This window comes from Senegalimassilia faecalis, assembly GCF_004135645.1.
Classification (GTDB): Bacteria; Actinomycetota; Coriobacteriia; order Coriobacteriales; family Eggerthellaceae; genus Senegalimassilia; species Senegalimassilia faecalis.
In genome coordinates this window covers 13,910-31,463 of record NZ_SDPW01000001.1, presented here as the reverse complement: position 1 = coordinate 31,463, position 17,554 = coordinate 13,910, and the positions used below count along the sequence as shown (strand labels likewise).

The following is a 17,554-nucleotide window of genomic DNA, read 5'->3' as shown; positions in this document are numbered from 1 at the left end:
CCCTTAGCGCGCCCCCTGGGCGCTGACGATGGAGCCGTCGGCACCTTCGGCCAGCTTCAAATCGCGATGCGCCACGCTTACGCGATACCCCTTCTGCTTGAGATAATCGCCCGTCGACTCGGCTAGGGCCACGCTGCGGTGTTGTCCACCCGTGCACCCTACGGCTATGGCAAGCTGCTGCTTGCCTTCCGCCACGTAGCCGGGCATGACGCAATCAAGCAGCGCGCGCCAACATTTCTGGAACTCCTCCGTCTCGGGACGGTACAGCACGAAGTCACGCACCGGCTTGTCAAGACCGGTGAGCGGACGCAGCTCGGGATCGTAGTAAGGGTTCGGCAAGAAACGCACGTCCATGACCAGGTCGGCATCAACGGGCGCGCCGTGCTTGAAACCGAAGGAGTACACGGTAACCTGCAGCCCCTGCCGTTCTTCGCCCGGCGCGAACAGGGCGCGTATGGTGCTGCGCAACTGCTGCGGCAGCATATCGGTGGTGTTGATAACGTGATGCGCGCCCTTGCGCAAGCCGTAGAGCATCTCGCGTTCGCGAGCGATGCCCTGCGCAATGGAGCTTCCATCGGTACACAGCGGATGACGGCGGCGGCTTGATTTATAGCGGGCGATAAGCTTTTCGTCATCGGCGTCAAGGAACAGCACGCGATAATCGATGCCCTCGGCTTTAAGCTTGCCCAGCTCTTCCATCAGGCTTTTGAAGAAGCCGCCGCTGCGCGCATCGCAGACCACGGCGATGCGCCGATGGTTGTCAGGCTGACCGGGCATGCCCGTCAAGTCAAGCAGGTTCCCGATAAGCGCGCTGGGCAGGTTATCAACGCAGAAATAGCCCAAATCCTCAAACGCGTGCATGGCCTCGGTTCGACCGGCACCGCTCATGCCGCTGACGATGACCAGCTCGGGCATGTTCTTCATCATGTCGTCCGTTTTCGCCTGGTCGTCCATCATGCTTCTCCTTCCCCGCCGACAACAACTTCGCTTTTCGCTTCGCTATTATACTGCCGAAGCACTGCATACAGCTCGTTGGCCACTTCAACCGGCACCACCTTGGCATCTAAGATGCTCTGCAGGCTTGCGGCCTTGAGGTTCTTAAAACTTTTGAAGTGCTTGAGCAGCGCTTTTTTCCTGACCGGGCCCAACCCTGCAACCTCGTCGAGGATGCTTGCCGTCATGCCCTTGCCGCGAAGCTCGCGATGGAACGTAATGGCAAACCGGTGCGCCTCATCGCGCACCTGCTTGACAAGGTACAAGCTTGCGCTTCCGCTTGGCAGCACAACTGGGCCGGTGTCCTGCCACGGCACGAACAGCTCTTCGTCGCGCTTCGCCAAGCCGCACAGCGCGATGTCGGTAACGCCCATGCGGTCAAACTGCTCGATAACGGCATTGAGCTGGGGCAAACCACCATCAAGGATGATAAGGTCGGGCTTTTTGCCGAATCGCTCATCAGCCATGCGCTCGGCGCAGTACCGGCGGCTCATCACCTCCTGCATGGACAGGAAGTCATTGGCCTCGTCAAGCTGCGCCTTGATCTTGAACCTGCGGTATTGGCTTTTGTCAGGCCGCCCGTTCGTGAACACCACCATGGAAGCCACGGTATACGTTCCATGGTTCGTGGAGATGTCGAAGCATTCGATGCGCAAAGGCGGCGCATCGAGCGCCAAGGCGCTTTCCAGCTGCAGCAGCGCATCGTTGATGCGCTTATCCTCATAATTCGTGCGAACCTTATAGCGCATGAGGGTGTGCTTCGCGTTTTGCTCGGCCATGGTCACCAGGTCTGCCTTTTCGCCGCGTTCGGGCGAAGCGAACCGCACCTTCGCACCGTGGGAGCTGGCAAGCTTTTCGGTAAGCCAGTCGCACATAGCATCGACGTCCTCGGGCAGACGGCGGACGATCACCTCATGAGGAATGGAGGTGGTGGTGTCGTAGTAGCGCAGCAAGAACATGTGCAGCAAGTCTTCGTCGGGTACGTCAAGGCCCCTGTTGAGCACGAACTCGTTGCTGTTGATGATGCGACCTTCGCGCACCATAAGCACGTGCACGCCAGCGATGGTCTCTTCGCGATAGAAGCCGATGACGTCGGCATTCAAGTTGCGCGAGCTGACGGCGTGCTGCTTGTCGCACAAGCCGTTGATGGTGTCGATGCGCGCCTTGATGCGGCCAGCGCGCTCGAAATCGAGTTCCGCGGCGGCCTGCTGCATCTCTTCAGCCAGCTCTTCGACGAACTCACGATGCTGGCCCGACAAAAATCGCTCGACACGCTTCACGTTGGCGGCGTACTGCTCAGGGGTAACGCGACCACAGCACGCGCCGGGCCCCAACCCCACATGCGCATCGAAGCATGGGCGGACATCGGTTGTCATGCAGGCAAGCGGGTCTTTTTCCAGCTTCCGTTTCAGCGAACGCCAGTCGGCGCAGCTGGAAGCGCAAATCGGCACGACGCGGCGCGCGATGTCGACCATGTATCGAGCGGCGCGGCTATCGGTATATGGCCCGAAATATCGCGTATCAGCACGATGTTTTTCGCGCGTGTACTTGATTGCGGGAAACACGTCGCCTTTCGTCAGCGCGATGAACGGATACGATTTGTCGTCCTTGAAGTCTGCGTTGAACCAGGGGGCGTACTGGTTGATGAGGTTCTTCTCTAGCACCAGCGATTCGTGCTCGTTGCCCACCACGATGTACTCGAACGAGCTGATTTGATCGACAAGCAGCGGAATCTTCGCGCGATCATCTTGGAAGTTCACGTATTGGCGCATACGCGCGCGAAGCTGCTTCGCTTTTCCAACGTAAATGACCTGGCCCGTCTTGTCCTTCCACAGGTACACGCCCGGCAGGGCAGGTACGGCATCGAGTTCCCGTTTGATGCGAGCAAGCTTCTGCTCGAACGGTTCATCGTCACCCGCCGCTTCAGCGCAGCCTTGCCCCGGTTGCCGCCCAGGTGCAAGATCAATCGGGCATTCGGGGTCCTCGCCGGCGCCGCCGGGCGTAAACCCCTTTGCCTGGTTGTACTGTTGAAAATCCTCTGGCTTGCTCACGTAGTGCTACCCCACCGTTTCCAACTTCACGCGAAACGAAATGCTCCGCGGCGTTTCAAGGCCGTCAAATGCAATCACGTATGCCCGTTTTTGCTCGTCGATGCCCAAAACCTTACCTTCGCCGAACGCTTTGTGCCTTACACGCGAACCCACGGGATGCGACGCTTGCTGCGCCATGTCCGCAATCCATCTGTCCGTAAGAGCATACGCGTTGCGCGCCTCGTCGAGCTTATCGTCTGCGGGCTTATCGGAAAACTCCAAGGCGGCAGGATCGATATCAAGCAGGAAGCGAGAAGGATAGCGCGCCGCCCCTTGGTGATTGAAACCCTCCGCTTCAGAAAGGTACAGACCATCTTGCGCACGGGTAAAGGCCACGAACGCCAGCCGCCTTTCCTCTTCCATGGCTTCGGCAGTGCGGGTTTTCCGCGAAGGCAAAACGCCTTCGGAAAGCGAGCACAGAAAAACCTGCCGAAACTCCAAGCCCTTTGCGGCATGGATGGTCATGAGCTTCACGCTGTCCTTCGACCCATCGGCGGCATCGGCGTTTGTAAGCAACGCCACATGTTTTAGGTAATGCTCAAGCGTCACCTCTTCCCCACACGACGTTTCGAATTCGTGCACCGACTGCTTCAGCTCCGCAAGGTTGTCCAAGCGCTCTTGGCTGCCTTCCGTGCGCAGCATCTGCTCGTAGCCGCTGACGTTAAGCACCGAAGACAGCACTTCGGAAACGGGCCTCCCCTCGCTTGAGGCGCGAAAGTCTCGCACGAGCGCAACAAGCTGTTTTGCCTTCGTGCGCTTGAAGATGTCGTCGTCAAGCGTCTGCTCGAGCGCTTGATACAGCGTGCACGCATGCTCGTCGGCATACTGGCGAAGATACACCATGCGCCGCATACCCAGATTGCGCTTGGGAACATTCGCAACGCGCTGGAATGCCAGGTCATCTTGCAAAGCGATCAACCGTAAATAGCAAAGCGCGTCCTTGATTTCCCGGCGGCCGAAAAACGGCACACCGCTAAAGACCGTATGGGGAATGTGAGCCTTCAGAAACGCTTCCTCCACCGAACGCGAGGCATAGTGCGCTCGATACAAAACGGCCATATCCCGATACGCAACGCCCTCTGCGTGCAACGCTTCAACACCTTGCGCGATCCAAGCGGCCTCCTGCTCGCTTGACGTCGCATGGTGCCACACCGTAGGGCCATATGCCTCGCGCATGGGAACCAGATTCTTCGCGATGCGCATGCGGTTTTTCGAGATCAGCGAGTTCGATGCCGCCAAAACCTGCGGCACCGAGCGATAATTCTCCAGCATCAGCACCGTATGGGTTCCCGGATAATGCTTGTCGAAATCAAGCAAAAAGCGCACGTCAGCGCCGCGCCACGTGTAAATGGTTTGGTCGGGATCGCCCACCACGAACAAGTTCTTATGGTAGCCCTGCAGCACGTCCATGAGCCGATACTGCAACGCATCGATATCCTGAAACTCATCGATCATGATGTATTCCAGACGCTGCTGCCACTTCAGCTTGATATCCTCGTGCACATCGAAGATATACAGCGTGAACACGATGAGGTCGTTGTAATCAAGCCCAAAGCACTTCTTCTCTTGATACAGGTACCCATAGAAGATGATGTCGCGCGCTTCGGTGGCCGAAAGATATTTCTGATGCAGGTTTTCAAGCGGCATTGCCAGCATGTCCAGGAAATAATCCGGCCGCTCCTTCAGCTTCAGCATCTCTATCATGTCGCGCGCGGCAGAAAACGTCATGTCGCGCAGCGTCAACCCGCGTTCCTCGTACACGATCTGCAACATGGCGTCGATATCGACGTTATCGAGCACCATGAAACTTTTCGGGTACTGCACCGCATGGGCGTCTTCCTGCAGAACCGAAACGCAAAACCCGTGAAACGTGTTGATATAGCCGGTATCGTTGTCGCCCGTCAAGCACCTGATACGGTGCCTCATCTCGTTGGCGGCCTTGTTCGTGAACGTGACGCACAGAATGTTTCCCGGAAAAATGCCCAGGTCATTCACCAAATAGGCGAACCTTTCGGTAAGCGCCCTTGTTTTGCCTGTGCCGGCGCCCGCGATAACCCGCACGTAACCTTCCGTAGCGGTTACCGCCTCAAGTTGCGCCTCGTTCAGCCGAGGCGCAGCCTCGCTAGTTGCAAGCTCATGATATGTCGTCAAAGATTCCATGCAGGCAGTATAACAGAAATAGAACGTTTGTTCTAGTAAGAATTCGCTCGTTTACTCTAAGCGGGAAAACACCGCCCTGCAAAGGACGCTGCACAACAAGCCAGCTAGCAATCGCTTTGCGCCTTCATGTGCTTGACCAGCACAAACGCGCAGTACAGCAAAGCGATCAGCGCAATAGCGGCACCTGCAAAGCCCACATCGGCAATGGATGCGTACGTGCACACCCCGCCGCCGATGAAGCTTCCCGTGCCGATTCCAAGGTTGAAAATGCCCGAGAAGATGGCCATGGCAACCGTCTGCTCACCCTCGGACGAAAACTCGATGATCTCTGCCTGGTACACAATGCTGTAGCCTGATCCCGCGATGCCCCAGAGCGCGCATACGGCGAACAGCAGGGCCACCGACACCGCGCTTACGCGCAGAAGCACCAGCGCCAGGGCAACGCCCGCAACAACCGCAACGGCGAAAGCCCGCCTGTGCCCCCGGTAAAACCGCGAGCAAATCATGCTGCCAACAATTCCCGCAATGCCGAACGCCACCAAGGCAAGGGTGACCACCACCTCGTCCATGCCGCCCACCTGCAGCAAAAACGGCTCGATGTAGCTGTACCCCGTGTAATAGCCCATCGCGTACAGCGCCGTCACCACGAAGATGCCCACCAGCACCTTGTTGTGCAAAATACCTGGCAGCTGCTTGAGCGTGAACGGTTTCGCAGGCGGAATCTTCGGGAACACGAATGCCAGGTACACCAGCACCGCCGCCGAAACAATGCCCACGCACGCGAACGTCTGTCGCCAGCCCAGCGCCAACCCCACAACACGGCCAAGCGGCAAACCGACGATCATGGCAAGCGCCGACCCCGTCACCACGGCGCTGACGGCCATAGGCGCGTGCCGCTCGTCAACCACCTTCACCGCAACCGGCGCCGCAATAGCCCAGAACACGGAATGCGCGCAAGCCACCACCAGGCGCGCGCACATGAGCATGCCATAGCTGACCGCCAGCGCCGAAAGCACCTGGCCAGCGCAGAACACGCCGAGCACCAGCAGCATGAGCGGGCGAAACGCCAAACGCGAACCCAAAATCATAAGCGGCAGCGACAGCATCATAACGGCCCAGGCGTACATCGAGATGATGAGCCCCGTCTCGCCTTCCGTGGTTGAAAACGTGGCACCGATATCCGTCAGCAGTCCCACGGGCATGAATTCCGAGGTGTTGAACACGAACGCGGAAATGGTGATGCCGATAAGCGGCAGCCATTCGGACAGCGAGAGCTTCTTGTCGACGAACTGAGACATTGCGGGTAAAAGCCTTTCCGATATTTGCTAGCGCGAGGTTCGGATTGTATGCGCACCCTGCGAAGAACGCGTCTGAAACACGTCACGTTCAAGCAACATTCACGTGCCGTCCACGCGCGCAGAAGAGCCAGTAACCGGCCGCCGACGCCCATTGTTTCGGCTTCGTTAACTTCCCGTTACGCCCCAATTGCGAATCATATAATGCGGCTTGTGAGTATTACCACTTCGTTTCTAGGAGGCATTCAATGAGCTATGCCGAGCGTATCATCGAGCAGGTGAAGGCGAAGAACGCCGACCAGCCCGAGTTCATCCAGGCTGCTACCGAGATCCTGGGCACCCTTCAGCCGGCACTCGATGCCCACCCGGAGTTCGAGCAGGCCGCCCTTCTTGAGCGCATCATCGAGCCCGAGCGCATCATCATGTTCCGCGTGCCGTGGGTCGATGATTCCGGCAATGTGCAGGTCAACCGCGGTTATCGCGTCGAATACAACTCCGCAATCGGCCCCTACAAGGGCGGCCTGCGCTTCAACCCCACCGTCACGCTGGGCATGCTGAAGTTTTTGGGCTTCGAGCAGATCTTCAAGAATGCTCTGACCACGCTACCCATGGGCGGCGGCAAGGGCGGTTCTGACTTCGACCCGAAGGGCAAGTCCAACAACGAGATTATGCACTTCTGCCAGTCGTTTATGACCGAGCTGTGCCGTCACATCGGCCCGAACACCGACGTTCCCGCAGGTGACCTGGGCGTCGGCGGCCGCGAGGTTGGCTACATGTTCGGCCAGTACAAGCGCATCCGCGACGAGTGGACCGGCGTGCTGACGGGTAAGGGCCTGTCGTTCGGCGGCTCGCTGGCCCGCACCGAAGCCACCGGCTACGGCCTGGTGTACTTTGTGGACGAGTACCTCAAGAGCAACGGCGACAGCTTCGAGGGCAAAAACGTTGTGGTGCACGGCTCCGGCAACGTTGCGATCTACGCCATTCAGAAGGTTTCTCAGCTTGGCGGCAAGGTGCTGGCCTGCTCCGACACGAAGGGCTGGGTGGAAGACCCCGACGGCATCGATTACCAGGTGCTCGAGCACATCTACAACAAGAAGCGCTCCGGCAACGACAAGGGCGTTTCCCTGGCCATGTACGTGGACGAGCGTCCGAACGCAACATGGCATGCCGAAGACGGCCGCGGCGTGTGGCAGCTTCCCTGCGACATCGCGCTTCCCTGCGCTCGCGAGAACACGCTGCACCTCGAGGACGCCAAGGCGCTGGTGGCCAACGGCTGCAAGGTTGTCGGCGAGGGCGCGAACATGCCCACCACGCTTGAGGCAACCGAGTACTTCCAGGCCAACGGCGTGGCGTTCATGCCGGGCAAGGCTGCAAACGCCGGCGGCGTGCTGGTTTCCGGCCTTGAGATGAGCCAGAACGCCGAGCACCTCAGCTGGACGTTCGAAGAGGTTGACGGCAAGCTCGAGCAGCTCATGCGCGGCATGTTCCACAACGTGGACGACACCGCCAAGCAGTTCGGCCACGAGGGCAACTTCGTCATGGGCGCCAACATCGCGGGCTTCCTGAAAGTTGCCGACGCCATGATGACCCAGGGCATCGTGTAAGCATTTCAGGCTCAACTGGTTCTACGAAAGCGGCTCTTCGGAGCCGCTTTTTTCATGGCGAAACGCAGAAAGGGCGGCCGGACTGCTAATCCGACCGCCCTAACAATAGGCACTATCGAAACGTATGGCTACAGGTTCTTGCGAACCCAATCGATGTTCCCCTGAATGGTGGCAATGAGCTCCTGGATGTCATCGAACTTGCGCATCGGGCGCAGCCATTCGATGAATTCCACCTTCATGTACTGATCATAGATATCGCCATCGAAATCAAGGATATGCACTTCGCACGTGGCGATGGCTCGATCGGCAAACGAAGCGGCAATGCCAACGTTCACCGCAGCCTTGTAACGCTTGCCTTCCACATCCGCATACGCCGCGTACACGCCGTCGCCGAGCGGGCGCAGCTGATCGCCCACCACCAGGTTTGCCGTGCGAATGCCCATGTCGGCACCCTCTCCGCGCCCCGGCTTGACGATGCCGGTCATGAAATACGGTCGCCCCAGCAAATGATTCGCCTTCACAATCTCGCCCGCAGCCAAAAGCTTGCGGATGCGCGTGGCCGTGATGGGTGCACCGTCCTCGCTTTTCAAGTCATGGGCATCTACCACCATGCCATGCGAGTTCGCCCATGCCTTCAAATCCGGCACCGTGCCGGCAGCCTTCGCGCCGAAACGGAAATCGGAGCCCACATGCAGATGCGCAGGAACATGCCCCCCAAACGTGCGATCAAGGAATTCCTCAGGCGAACTGGCAGCGAAATCCTTCGTGAACGGCAGCGCCACCACAGCGTCGACGCCCGTTTGCGTCAGCATCTCCAAACGCTCATCGTTCGACATAAGTTTGCGAAGACGATCAGCGTTGAACATCTCGTCAGGATCGATGTCAAACGTCAGCGCAATCGACCTCCCGCCGTTTTCGGCAGCCGTCTGCTGCGCGCAGGAAAGCAGGAAGCGATGCCCGCAATGCACGCCATCGAAGACGCCGAACGCACACGAGGCACCCTTGAACAAGCTACGGTCAAACGAATCGTCGGCCTTAAATATCGGAGCCACGAAGCACCCCCGTCTGAAAAACGCAGCATGCCTTAAAACGAGCATGCTTCTCTTCATACTTATACAGCGCGATGACCTTGTTTTCGAAGATCACCGCCACCACTTCGCCATCGGCGGGCGGCTCGGCGCTTTCGCAAACGCCTGCAGTACAGGCGCACAGCTCGGCCTGCACCGTCGTCCTGCGCCGCTCGAACAACGCGCACGCAGCAGCAGGAAGCGCATTGCCATTCTTGACGGCATTCGCCAGCGCGCCATCGGCATACACGAAGCGAACGCCCAGCAAACGTACCGGGTCAAGCGCTGCGCGCAGCTTCAAATCCTCAAGCGCCTCAAGCGAAACGCATTCGTCAAGCTGCAACCCGCCAACCTCTAGGCGGCGCAAACCGCTGAGGTGCGCAGGGCAACCAAGGCGCAGCCCCATATCGCGGGCCAAGGCTCGAATATAGGTTCCCTTCGAAACGCGGAACTCCACGTCCCATTCGGGCAGCGCATCGCCGCTACCTTCGCGCACGGCAAGCAAAACAGCCTGATACACCTCGATATCTCGAGGAGACAGCTCGATGATATGGCCTTCGCGTGCAGCCTCATACGACTTCTTACCGTTAACCTTGATAGCGGAATACGCAGGCGGCAGCTGCTTTTGAGGCCCCACCATCTGCGCGACGAACTGCTCCGCAAACGCCCGGTCACCAACTTCAACCGGCACTGGCGCCGTTCTGGTTACCGCGCCTTCGCAGTCATCGGTATCCGTGCCCACGCCGAACGCGATGGTGGCGCGATACGCCTTGTCATGCCCTGTCAGGTACGCACCCAATCGGGTTGCAGGGCCGATGCAAATGGGAAGCACGCCGCTGGCAAGCGGATCAAGCGTGCCGGTATGCCCCACACGCTTCTCGCCGAAAATCCGACGGCACCGATTCACCACGTCGTGCGATGTCATGCCCGAGGGTTTGTCCACTCCGACGACCAGCGACAGCCCAGATTCCCCTCGCTTCACGAAGCGCGCACCGCCTCTGCCAGCGCAACGCGAACCTGCGCAACGGCCTCATCAAGCGTGCAGTGCAGCGTGAAGCCCGCCGCGGCAACATGACCTCCGCCGCCGAACGTGCGCGCAATGGCCGACACATCCGTATCGTCTTTTGCGCGGAGGCTCCCGCGGATGCAATCCTCCTGCTCGCGCAGCATGCATGCCACGCGCACGCCCTCGATGCGGCGCAGCGCGTCGATGACAGGTTCGGCATCTGATTTCTGCGCACCGAAACGAGCGAAATCTTCGCGCGTCAGGTAGCCAAGAGCAGTTGCTCCATCTTCGCTGAACTCGGCACGCATGATAGCCGTTGCCTCAAGACGCATAGAGGCGTACGTGCGGTTCTGGAACACCTCGCGCGACACGCTTGCTGGATCGGCGCCCGCGGCAACCATCTCAGCGGCAAGGCTCATGCAGCGCTCGTCGGTGTTTTGAAACTGGAAGCGCCCTGTGTCCGTGACCAGGCCGGTATAGCAGCAATTAGCAACGGCGCCGGTACGCTCAACGCCAAGGTAGCCCGCAAGCTCCCAGATGAGCATAGTGGTGGATGCCGCATCGGGATCGACATACACCATGTCGCACATCGTCGTGTCAACAGCGTGATGGTCGATAGTGAAGGAGAAAGGCGCCTGGTCAAGCAGCGCGCACGCAGCTTCGCCGATGCGTTCCCGCGTAGGCACGTCAACGCCCACGAACGCGCCGGGTGCACCCTTGTACGCGCCTGCGAACACCAGGTCCTGCGCGCCATCCAGCACGCGCAGCAAGTTCACCTCCACCGGCTCGTCTTTCACCAGCACGCAAGTAACGCGCTTGCCAAGACGCCGCAGCGCTGCAGCCAAAGCCAGCTGCGACCCTAAACAGTCGCCGTCGGGGCTTACGTGTCCGCACACCACGAAATCGTCAAGCTCGCGCATGCGATTCGCAACCTCAGCGAGCGTGCAATTCGTTTGAGGAGAAACTGCCATAGCGTTACCTATTCCTCCTCGTCGCGCTCTTCGGCAGCAAGAGCCGTCTCGTGAGCTGCTGCAATCTCAGCGGATTCGCGATTGCGCTGGGCATCTCGCTCAAGCGCCGAAGCAATGCGCTCGGCCTCGTCAACGGACTTATCGAGAATGAAACGTAGCGCAGGGGCCACACGCCAAGAAAGCTTACGCGCCATAAGCGAGCGAATACGGCCTGATGCCTTTTCGAAAGCCGCCGCCACGTCTTCGTATTCGTTTCGGTCGGCGGAATAATACACGTTGCACACGCTACGGTCGTAGCTGACCTCGCAACCCGTAATGGTGACCAGCGTAAGCCGCGGATCGGAAATTTCAAACAGCAGGATAGACGCGATGACTTCGCGCGCCTGCTCATTCACTTTGCGGTTCGTAGAACCTTGCTTCATACCTCTTGCTCCTAACGTCTTCAGCGAAGAGAGGGATACGATAACCTAACGACCTTGCGAAAAGCGCACATGCACATCGCCAAAGCCGCGAATTCATGATAGCGCAGCGAAAGGGCCCGCTGCGGCATGCCGGCAATAACCCCGCGCGAAAGCAAATACCGCTTCATGCGCAAGGCCCGTTTGCCGCATACCGCATCGAGCCCAAATCACCTGCCCACAAAAGCATATGGCAGCCTGCATTCCAGGCTGCCATAGCGTTGATGCTACTCGGTGCGCTCAACCTCTTTGACGGTGTAACCCTCGATGGTGTCGCCCACCTTGATGTCCTGATAGCCGTTCACGCCCATGCCGCATTCATAGCCTTGCTTGACGGACTTAACGTCGTCCTTGAAGCGCTTAAGCGAAGCAAGCTCGCCCTCGAAGATAACGGTGCCGTCGCGCACGATGCGCACCTTGTCGTCGCGATGCAGCTCGCCCTCGATGATGTAGCAACCGGCGATGGTGCCCACCTTCGGGACCTTGAACGTTTCGCGAACCTCGGCAGTGCCGGTGTCCTCTTCCACGATCTCGGGCTTGAGCAGGCCAACGCGTGCAGCGTTGATGTCCTCGATGGCCTGGTAGATAACGCGATACAGGCGAATGTCCACCTTTTCCTTCTCGGCCTGCTGCTTGGACTTGCCGGTCGGGCGCACGTTGAAGCCGATGATGATGGCGTCGGAAGCCGCAGCCAGCGTAACGTCGGTCTCGGTGATGCCGCCAACAGCCGAGTGCACGATGTTGATGCGCACCTCGGATTGGTCCATCTTGTTGAATGCATCGCGCAGCGCCTCGATGGAGCCCTGCACGTCGGCCTTCACGATCAGGTTCAAGTCGGTCTGCTTGCCTTCCTCAATGCGGTTGAACAGGTCGTCCAGGCTCATGTGGGCCTTCGTCTCCTGCTCGGCCAGACGCGCACGCAGGGCACGCTCTTCAGCGAGCTTGCGGGCATCGCGCTCGTCGGTGAACACGCGGAACTCGTCGCCTGCCGTCGGCACGCTGTTCAGACCCAGGATCTCAACCGGGTCTGACGGACGAGCGCCGTCCACGTGCTTGCCGTGCGGGTCGACCAGTGCGCGAACGCGACCGTAAGAAGTGCCGGCAACCACGGTGTCGCCAGGATGCAGCGTACCGCGCTGCACCAGCACGGTGGCAACCGGGCCGCGGCCCTTGTCAAGATTCGCCTCGATAACGAAGCCGGAAGCCTCGGCATCGGGGTTCGCCTTCAGCTCCAGCACGTCGGCCTGCAGCAAGATGGTCTCGAGCAGCTCGTCGATGTGCAGCTTCTTCTTAGCCGACACGTTGACGAACATGTTCTGACCGCCCCAGTCCTCGGGGATGACACCGTACTCGGTCAGCTCCTGACGCACGCGATCGGGGTTCGCGCCAGGCTTATCAATCTTGTTGACGGCAACAACGATCGGCACGTCTGCGGCCTTCGCGTGGTTGATTGCCTCGATGGTCTGCGGCATGACGCCGTCGTCGGCGGCAACTACCAGCACGATAACGTCAGTGACCTGCGCACCGCGGGCGCGCATGGCAGTAAATGCCTCGTGGCCAGGCGTATCGATGAACGTGATCTGATGATCGGCAATGCGCACGACGGAAGCACCGATGTGCTGCGTAATGCCGCCGGCCTCGCCTTCGGCAACGCCGGTGTGGCGGATGGCGTCAAGCAGGGACGTCTTGCCGTGGTCAACGTGGCCCATGACCGTAACCACAGGCGGACGCGGCTTAAGGTCTTCCTCGCTGTCGTGATACACGACCGCAAACTCTTCCTCGGGCGACACGACGCGCACCTTGCGGCCCATGTCGTCAGCGATAAGCTCAACAAGCTCATCGGACATGGACTGCGTAAGCGTAAGCACCTGACCAAGCATGAACAGGCGCTTGATCACATCGTTGGGCTGCACGCCAAGCAGCTCGGCGAACTTGGCAACCGTGGAACCCTGGGGGATCTCGACGACGGAGTCGTCAAGCACCAGGCTCGGGTCAAGGCCGCGCTCGATAGCTTCCATCTCCAAACGCTCACGCGCCTCGGCTTCGCGCTTCTGCTTACGCTTCTTACGACGGCCTTCGCCCTCGTGAGAGCTAGCGGCGGCAACAGCGGCGCGGGCCTCGGCCAACACCTTGTCGCGCTGCAGCTCCTCGGCCTTCACGGCCATTTGGGCGTAACGATCCTCCGCAGGATTCTGCTGCTCAAGCTCGGGCACGTGTTGCTCGATATGCATGCCCTTCTTGCCATGCTTGCGGCCGGCACCGCGCTGCTGGCGGTTGCCGTTGCCGTTGTTGCCGCGAGCAGGCTGCTCGGCCTTCTGCTTCTCGATGCGCTGCTTTTCAGATTCAATCTGGGAAAGCAGGCTGTCGAAGCTGGACTTGCGAGCGCCCAAAACAGGGGCCTGGCGTTTCGGGGCCGCCGGGGCAGAAGCCTTCGAGCCTCCCTTGGAATTGCGGTTGCGCAGCGCCTCTTCGACGGCCTGCTTCTTCGCTACCTCCTTGGCCATGGCAGCCGCACGCGCACGAGCCTTGCGCTCGGCGGCTTCGCGCGCCACGCGCTCCTTCTCGGACTCGATCTGATGTTGCAGGCTTTCAAACGGGCTGTTCGAAACCTTCTTCGGCGCCTTGTCCTGCGCAGGCTTCGGGGCATGGCCGCCCTCTTCGGCGCGACGGGCGCGCTCGGCTTCGCGCGCCGCACGCTCCTGCTCGACGGCTTCGCGACGAGCACGCTCCTGCTCGGCCTTCTGGCGCTTTGCCTCGGCGCGCTCTTCAGCAAGCTGCTTCGCCTCTTCCGCGGGCAGCTCGCCGGCGCGTTCCTTGATTTCAGGAGCAAGGTTCTTGCGAACTTTCTCCACGTAGGCCTCAGCCAGCATGCTCGCGTGGCTTTTAGCGGGAATCTTCATCTCATGGAGCTTGTCAAGCATGTCCTTGCTCGACATGTTGAACTCCTTCGCCAACTCATGCACTCGCATACTGGCCATATACCACTCCTCTACATCTTCCTCGCATCGTCCGCGTGCGCGGCGATATCGGCGGCGATCCGGTCATAATCATCGCTGCCGAGCGTCGCCTTCAGCGCTCGGTCGAGCTTCTTTTTCTTGCACGCGGCTGCGAAGCATTCCGCGGAGCACACATAGGCCCCTCTGCCCGGTGCGCGGCCAGAGGGATCGAAGGCAACGGCGCCTTCGGGCGAGCGCACGATGCGCAGCAGGCCGACCTTGTCAGCCTGAGCGCCGCACGCGATGCAGCTGCGTTGCCGCTTTACCGTTTGGGCTGCCGTTGCCATACGCTACCTACCTGTTATTCCTCGTCCATATCATCATGGATGCCGCAATAGATGCTGCCGGGGCGAGCATGGTTGCGGCAACGAACGCCTTCGTCATCGACGAACGCGCACAGCTGCTCATCATCGTCGAAGTCGTCTTCGTCGATGAGCATATTATCTGCCTGCGGCAGCGGGGCGCCTGTGAAACTGGCAGACTTGATGTCGATATGCCAACCGGTCAGGCGAGCGGCAAGACGAGCGTTCTGGCCCTCTTTGCCGATAGCCAAAGACAGCTGGTCATCGGGCACGATAACCGTGGCATAGTTGTTCTCCTCGTCGACGAGCACGCGGTCGACCTTCGCCGGAGACAGCGCGTTGGCCACGTAACGAGCCGGGTCCTCGTCCCACTGAATCACGTCGACGCGCTCGTTGCGCAGCTCCTCGACCACCATGCGCACGCGGCTGCCCTTCGGGCCGACGCACGCGCCCACCGGATCAAGGTTGCGCTCGCGAGAAGCCACGGCAACCTTCGAACGAGCACCAGGCTCGCGGGCGATGGACTTGATCTCCACCAGGCCATCGTAAATCTCGGGGACTTCGATTTCGAACAGACGGCGGATCAGATCGGGGTGCGTACGCGACACAACGATGGCCGGACGAGCCTGCTCACCGCGCATGCGAGGAGCATCCGAACCGGGATCGCGAACCTCGATAATGAGCACCTTCAAGCGCTGGTTGTGACGATAGTGCTCGCCGTTGGGGCGCTCGTTGCGCTCGCCGGGATAGCGCTTCACATCGTAATGAGGCAGCTCGGCCTCAACGCCATCGCGAATCTTGATGATGGTGAAATCGGGCGTGCCCTGAAGCACGGTGCCCGTGACCAAATCGCCCACGCGACCGGCGAACTCTTCATAGATGGACTGGCGGCCAGCCTCACGCACGATAGAGGAAATTACGCTCTTGGCGTTCTGCGCAGCGATGCGGCTCACGTCGGCCGGCGTCACGTCGCGCTCTTCGAACTCGGTGTATTCGCCCGTCTCCTCATCAGGCTCGCCAACGGGAACAAGCTCATACACATAGATATGGCCGGTCTGGCGGTCGATGGTGACGCGAGCATCCCATTCGAGGTCAAGAATATGCTGATAGCTTTTCGCCAGCGACGCCTCAAGTCGATCGATGAGGTAGAACTCGTCGATCTTGCGTTCATGCGCCAACGCCTGCAAAGCTTCGATCAGTTCCGAACTTGCCACGTCTTAGCTTCCTTTCTCTAACAGCCCGACTACGAGCTGAAATCTACGATGCCTTTCAAGTGGGCACGCTTCATATCGTCCATCGGCAAGCTGATCTGCTCGCCGTCAATCTCCATCACCACACAGGTATCGTCCGCTGAAACGATCTTGCCCGTGAAGTTGCTTCGCCCGTCAAGCGGATGGCCCATCTTGACCACGGCCACCTGCCCGGCGAACCGCGCAAAATGCTCGGGCGTGCGCAAAGGACGGTCAATGCCCGGCGAAGAGACCTCAAGCGTGTACGCACCCGGAAACGGGTCTATAGCGTCCATGATCTCGTTGATCCAGGCTTGAGATTTCGCCAGCTGATCAAAGCTCACGCCCTCGGGCGTGTCTATAAACACGCGAATTGTCGGCGCCTTTTTAGCGCCAACAACCTGCACGGTCACGATCTCGATGCCCTCGGTAGCCGCTCGGGGCTCAAGCGCGTCAAGCAGTTGCGCTTCTTTCTTGCTAAGCACGCTCAAAGCTCCTTTCTGTGCCCAAACATACAAAAAAGCGGGTAAAAACCCACTTTCTGTCTTCGAAAGTATGGTGCGCGCCGTCGCGCGCTTGCTGCAATGCATACCAATTTATACCACACGAAGCAGCCGATTGCCATCCTAGGCAGGCTTGGTCGCAAGTTCCCCATAATCATGCAGAGAAACTGAGCTCGCATCGAGCCAAGGGACGCGCTAACGCCGCACGCGCACCGTAGCTTGCAAATACTCGCTTGCACCACACGTTTCCCGCGCATCATCCCCATCAGGCACGATGACCGCCCTGCTTAACACCTCAACAGAGCGAAAGCCTACGCGCAGGCACAACCCCTCGAACTGTTCGAGTGAAACAGCGCGCAAGAACACGTTGCCCCAAACAGATCCAGAAGCGGCAGCGCCAATCGAAGGTGCATCGGCATTGCGAAACACGCCTTGAGCTACCCAAAGATATCCATCAGGCGTTAAGCATCGGGCGCATTCCGCCAAGGCAAGCGCTAAGTCAAAGACGCAATTGATGGCCGAGTTCACATACGCCACATCAAACGAACCGTCTCGAACGCCCGCTTCCGATAAATCCTCAGGGCAGCCAACCTCAAAACGAAGATAACGCTGCCATTGCGCGCCGCTCCAGTGGTTGTCGGCCGCGCAAGCGCTTGCCGCATCAACAAAAGACGCATCGGGATCAACGCCCAGAACAAACCCCTTATCGCCCGTAAAGTCACTCAGCTGATAAGCGCCCTTCCCTTTACGGCACAACACGTCGATAACGCGCTTGCCGAGTAAATCGTCCGGGACGTCCATCGAACAACGACCCGGCAAGCGCCCATCGCGCGGTAAGGCGCGATAATACGATTGCATGCAATCCCGTACCTCGGCATGC

Annotated in this window: 14 protein-coding genes; 1 reads left to right on the top strand and 13 read right to left on the bottom strand. The window is 59.6% G+C overall.

Annotated features, from left to right (window positions below):
- Positions 1 to 3: 3 nt before the first annotated feature.
- The 4 genes from rapZ to ET524_RS00110 all read right to left on the bottom strand — a co-directional run bounded on the left by rapZ (position 4) and on the right by ET524_RS00110 (position 6,541).
- Complete coding sequence (gene rapZ, locus ET524_RS00125; protein ID WP_330852894.1) at positions 4 to 957, bottom strand: RNase adapter RapZ; 954 nt, start codon at positions 955 to 957, stop codon at positions 4 to 6.
- Positions 954 to 3,044: an excinuclease ABC subunit UvrC gene (uvrC, locus tag ET524_RS00120; RefSeq protein WP_408005767.1), complete on the bottom strand. Its 2,091-nt coding sequence runs from the start codon at positions 3,042 to 3,044 to the stop codon at positions 954 to 956. Before uvrC ends, rapZ begins: the two co-directional genes overlap by 4 nt.
- 6 nt (positions 3,045 to 3,050) lie before the next feature.
- Positions 3,051 to 5,234 carry an ATP-dependent helicase gene (locus ET524_RS00115; RefSeq protein ID WP_201738573.1) on the bottom strand — a complete coding sequence of 728 codons (2,184 nt, stop codon included), beginning with the start codon at positions 5,232 to 5,234 and terminating at the stop codon, positions 3,051 to 3,053.
- Between the two features lie 113 nt (positions 5,235 to 5,347).
- Positions 5,348 to 6,541, bottom strand: a complete 1,194-nt coding sequence (locus ET524_RS00110) for an MFS transporter (RefSeq protein ID WP_129422811.1) — start codon at positions 6,539 to 6,541, stop codon at positions 5,348 to 5,350.
- Positions 6,542 to 6,786: 245 nt separating this feature from the next.
- On the opposite strand from ET524_RS00110, the gene gdhA reads away from it, so the two are divergent.
- Positions 6,787 to 8,142, top strand: a complete 1,356-nt coding sequence (gene gdhA / locus ET524_RS00105; protein ID WP_129422810.1) for an NADP-specific glutamate dehydrogenase — start codon at positions 6,787 to 6,789, stop codon at positions 8,140 to 8,142.
- Positions 8,143 to 8,270: 128 nt separating this feature from the next.
- Here the strand turns inward: gdhA and ribF are convergent, their stop codons facing one another.
- The 9 genes from ribF to ET524_RS00060 form a co-directional block, all read right to left on the bottom strand.
- Positions 8,271 to 9,194 carry a riboflavin biosynthesis protein RibF gene (gene ribF, locus ET524_RS00100; RefSeq protein ID WP_129422809.1) on the bottom strand — a complete coding sequence of 308 codons (924 nt, stop codon included), beginning with the start codon at positions 9,192 to 9,194 and terminating at the stop codon, positions 8,271 to 8,273.
- The gene (truB, locus tag ET524_RS00095; protein WP_129422808.1) at positions 9,178 to 10,191 is read right to left on the bottom strand and encodes a tRNA pseudouridine(55) synthase TruB; all 1,014 of its coding nucleotides are present in this window, start codon (positions 10,189 to 10,191) and stop codon (positions 9,178 to 9,180) included. The genes ribF and truB overlap by 17 nt, the downstream gene beginning before the upstream one ends.
- Entirely contained in the window at positions 10,188 to 11,186 is a 999-nt protein-coding gene (locus ET524_RS00090; protein WP_129422807.1) for a DHH family phosphoesterase, read from the bottom strand. Before ET524_RS00090 ends, truB begins: the two co-directional genes overlap by 4 nt.
- Positions 11,187 to 11,194: 8 nt before the next feature.
- Positions 11,195 to 11,608 (bottom strand): 30S ribosome-binding factor RbfA, encoded by a 414-nt coding sequence (rbfA, locus tag ET524_RS00085; protein ID WP_129422806.1) that lies wholly within the window; start codon positions 11,606 to 11,608, stop codon positions 11,195 to 11,197.
- A gap of 263 nt (positions 11,609 to 11,871) precedes the next feature.
- Positions 11,872 to 14,622, bottom strand: a complete 2,751-nt coding sequence (infB, locus tag ET524_RS00080; RefSeq protein WP_129422805.1) for a translation initiation factor IF-2 — start codon at positions 14,620 to 14,622, stop codon at positions 11,872 to 11,874.
- Between the two features lie 11 nt (positions 14,623 to 14,633).
- A complete protein-coding gene (gene rnpM, locus ET524_RS00075; RefSeq protein WP_129422804.1) occupies positions 14,634 to 14,927 on the bottom strand; it encodes an RNase P modulator RnpM in 294 nt (97 codons plus the stop codon).
- 14 nt (positions 14,928 to 14,941) lie between these two features.
- Positions 14,942 to 16,156: a transcription termination factor NusA gene (gene nusA / locus ET524_RS00070; protein ID WP_129422803.1), complete on the bottom strand. Its 1,215-nt coding sequence runs from the start codon at positions 16,154 to 16,156 to the stop codon at positions 14,942 to 14,944.
- Positions 16,157 to 16,185: 29 nt separating this feature from the next.
- On the bottom strand, positions 16,186 to 16,656 hold the full coding sequence (locus ET524_RS00065) for a ribosome maturation factor RimP (protein ID WP_129422802.1): 471 nt from the start codon (positions 16,654 to 16,656) through the stop codon (positions 16,186 to 16,188).
- Positions 16,657 to 16,869: 213 nt separating this feature from the next.
- Complete coding sequence (locus ET524_RS00060; RefSeq protein ID WP_161566567.1) at positions 16,870 to 17,532, bottom strand: class I SAM-dependent methyltransferase; 663 nt, start codon at positions 17,530 to 17,532, stop codon at positions 16,870 to 16,872.
- Between the last annotated feature and the right edge of the window lie 22 nt (positions 17,533 to 17,554).

Bases quoted from the DNA above. Each gene is read 5' to 3' on its own strand.
- rapZ (WP_330852894.1), bottom strand. From the start codon at position 957: ATGATGGACGACCAGGCGAAAACGGACGACATGATGAAGAACATGCCC.
- ET524_RS00060 (WP_161566567.1), bottom strand. From the start codon at position 17,532: ATGCAATCGTATTATCGCGCCTTACCGCGCGATGGGCGCTTGCCGGGT.
- ET524_RS00110 (WP_129422811.1), bottom strand. From the start codon at position 6,541: ATGTCTCAGTTCGTCGACAAGAAGCTCTCGCTGTCCGAATGGCTGCCG.
- rbfA (WP_129422806.1), bottom strand. From the start codon at position 11,608: ATGAAGCAAGGTTCTACGAACCGCAAAGTGAATGAGCAGGCGCGCGAA.
- rnpM (WP_129422804.1), bottom strand. From the start codon at position 14,927: ATGGCAACGGCAGCCCAAACGGTAAAGCGGCAACGCAGCTGCATCGCG.
- ET524_RS00090 (WP_129422807.1), bottom strand. From the start codon at position 11,186: ATGGCAGTTTCTCCTCAAACGAATTGCACGCTCGCTGAGGTTGCGAAT.
- gdhA (WP_129422810.1), top strand. From the start codon at position 6,787: ATGAGCTATGCCGAGCGTATCATCGAGCAGGTGAAGGCGAAGAACGCC.
- infB (WP_129422805.1), bottom strand. From the start codon at position 14,622: ATGGCCAGTATGCGAGTGCATGAGTTGGCGAAGGAGTTCAACATGTCG.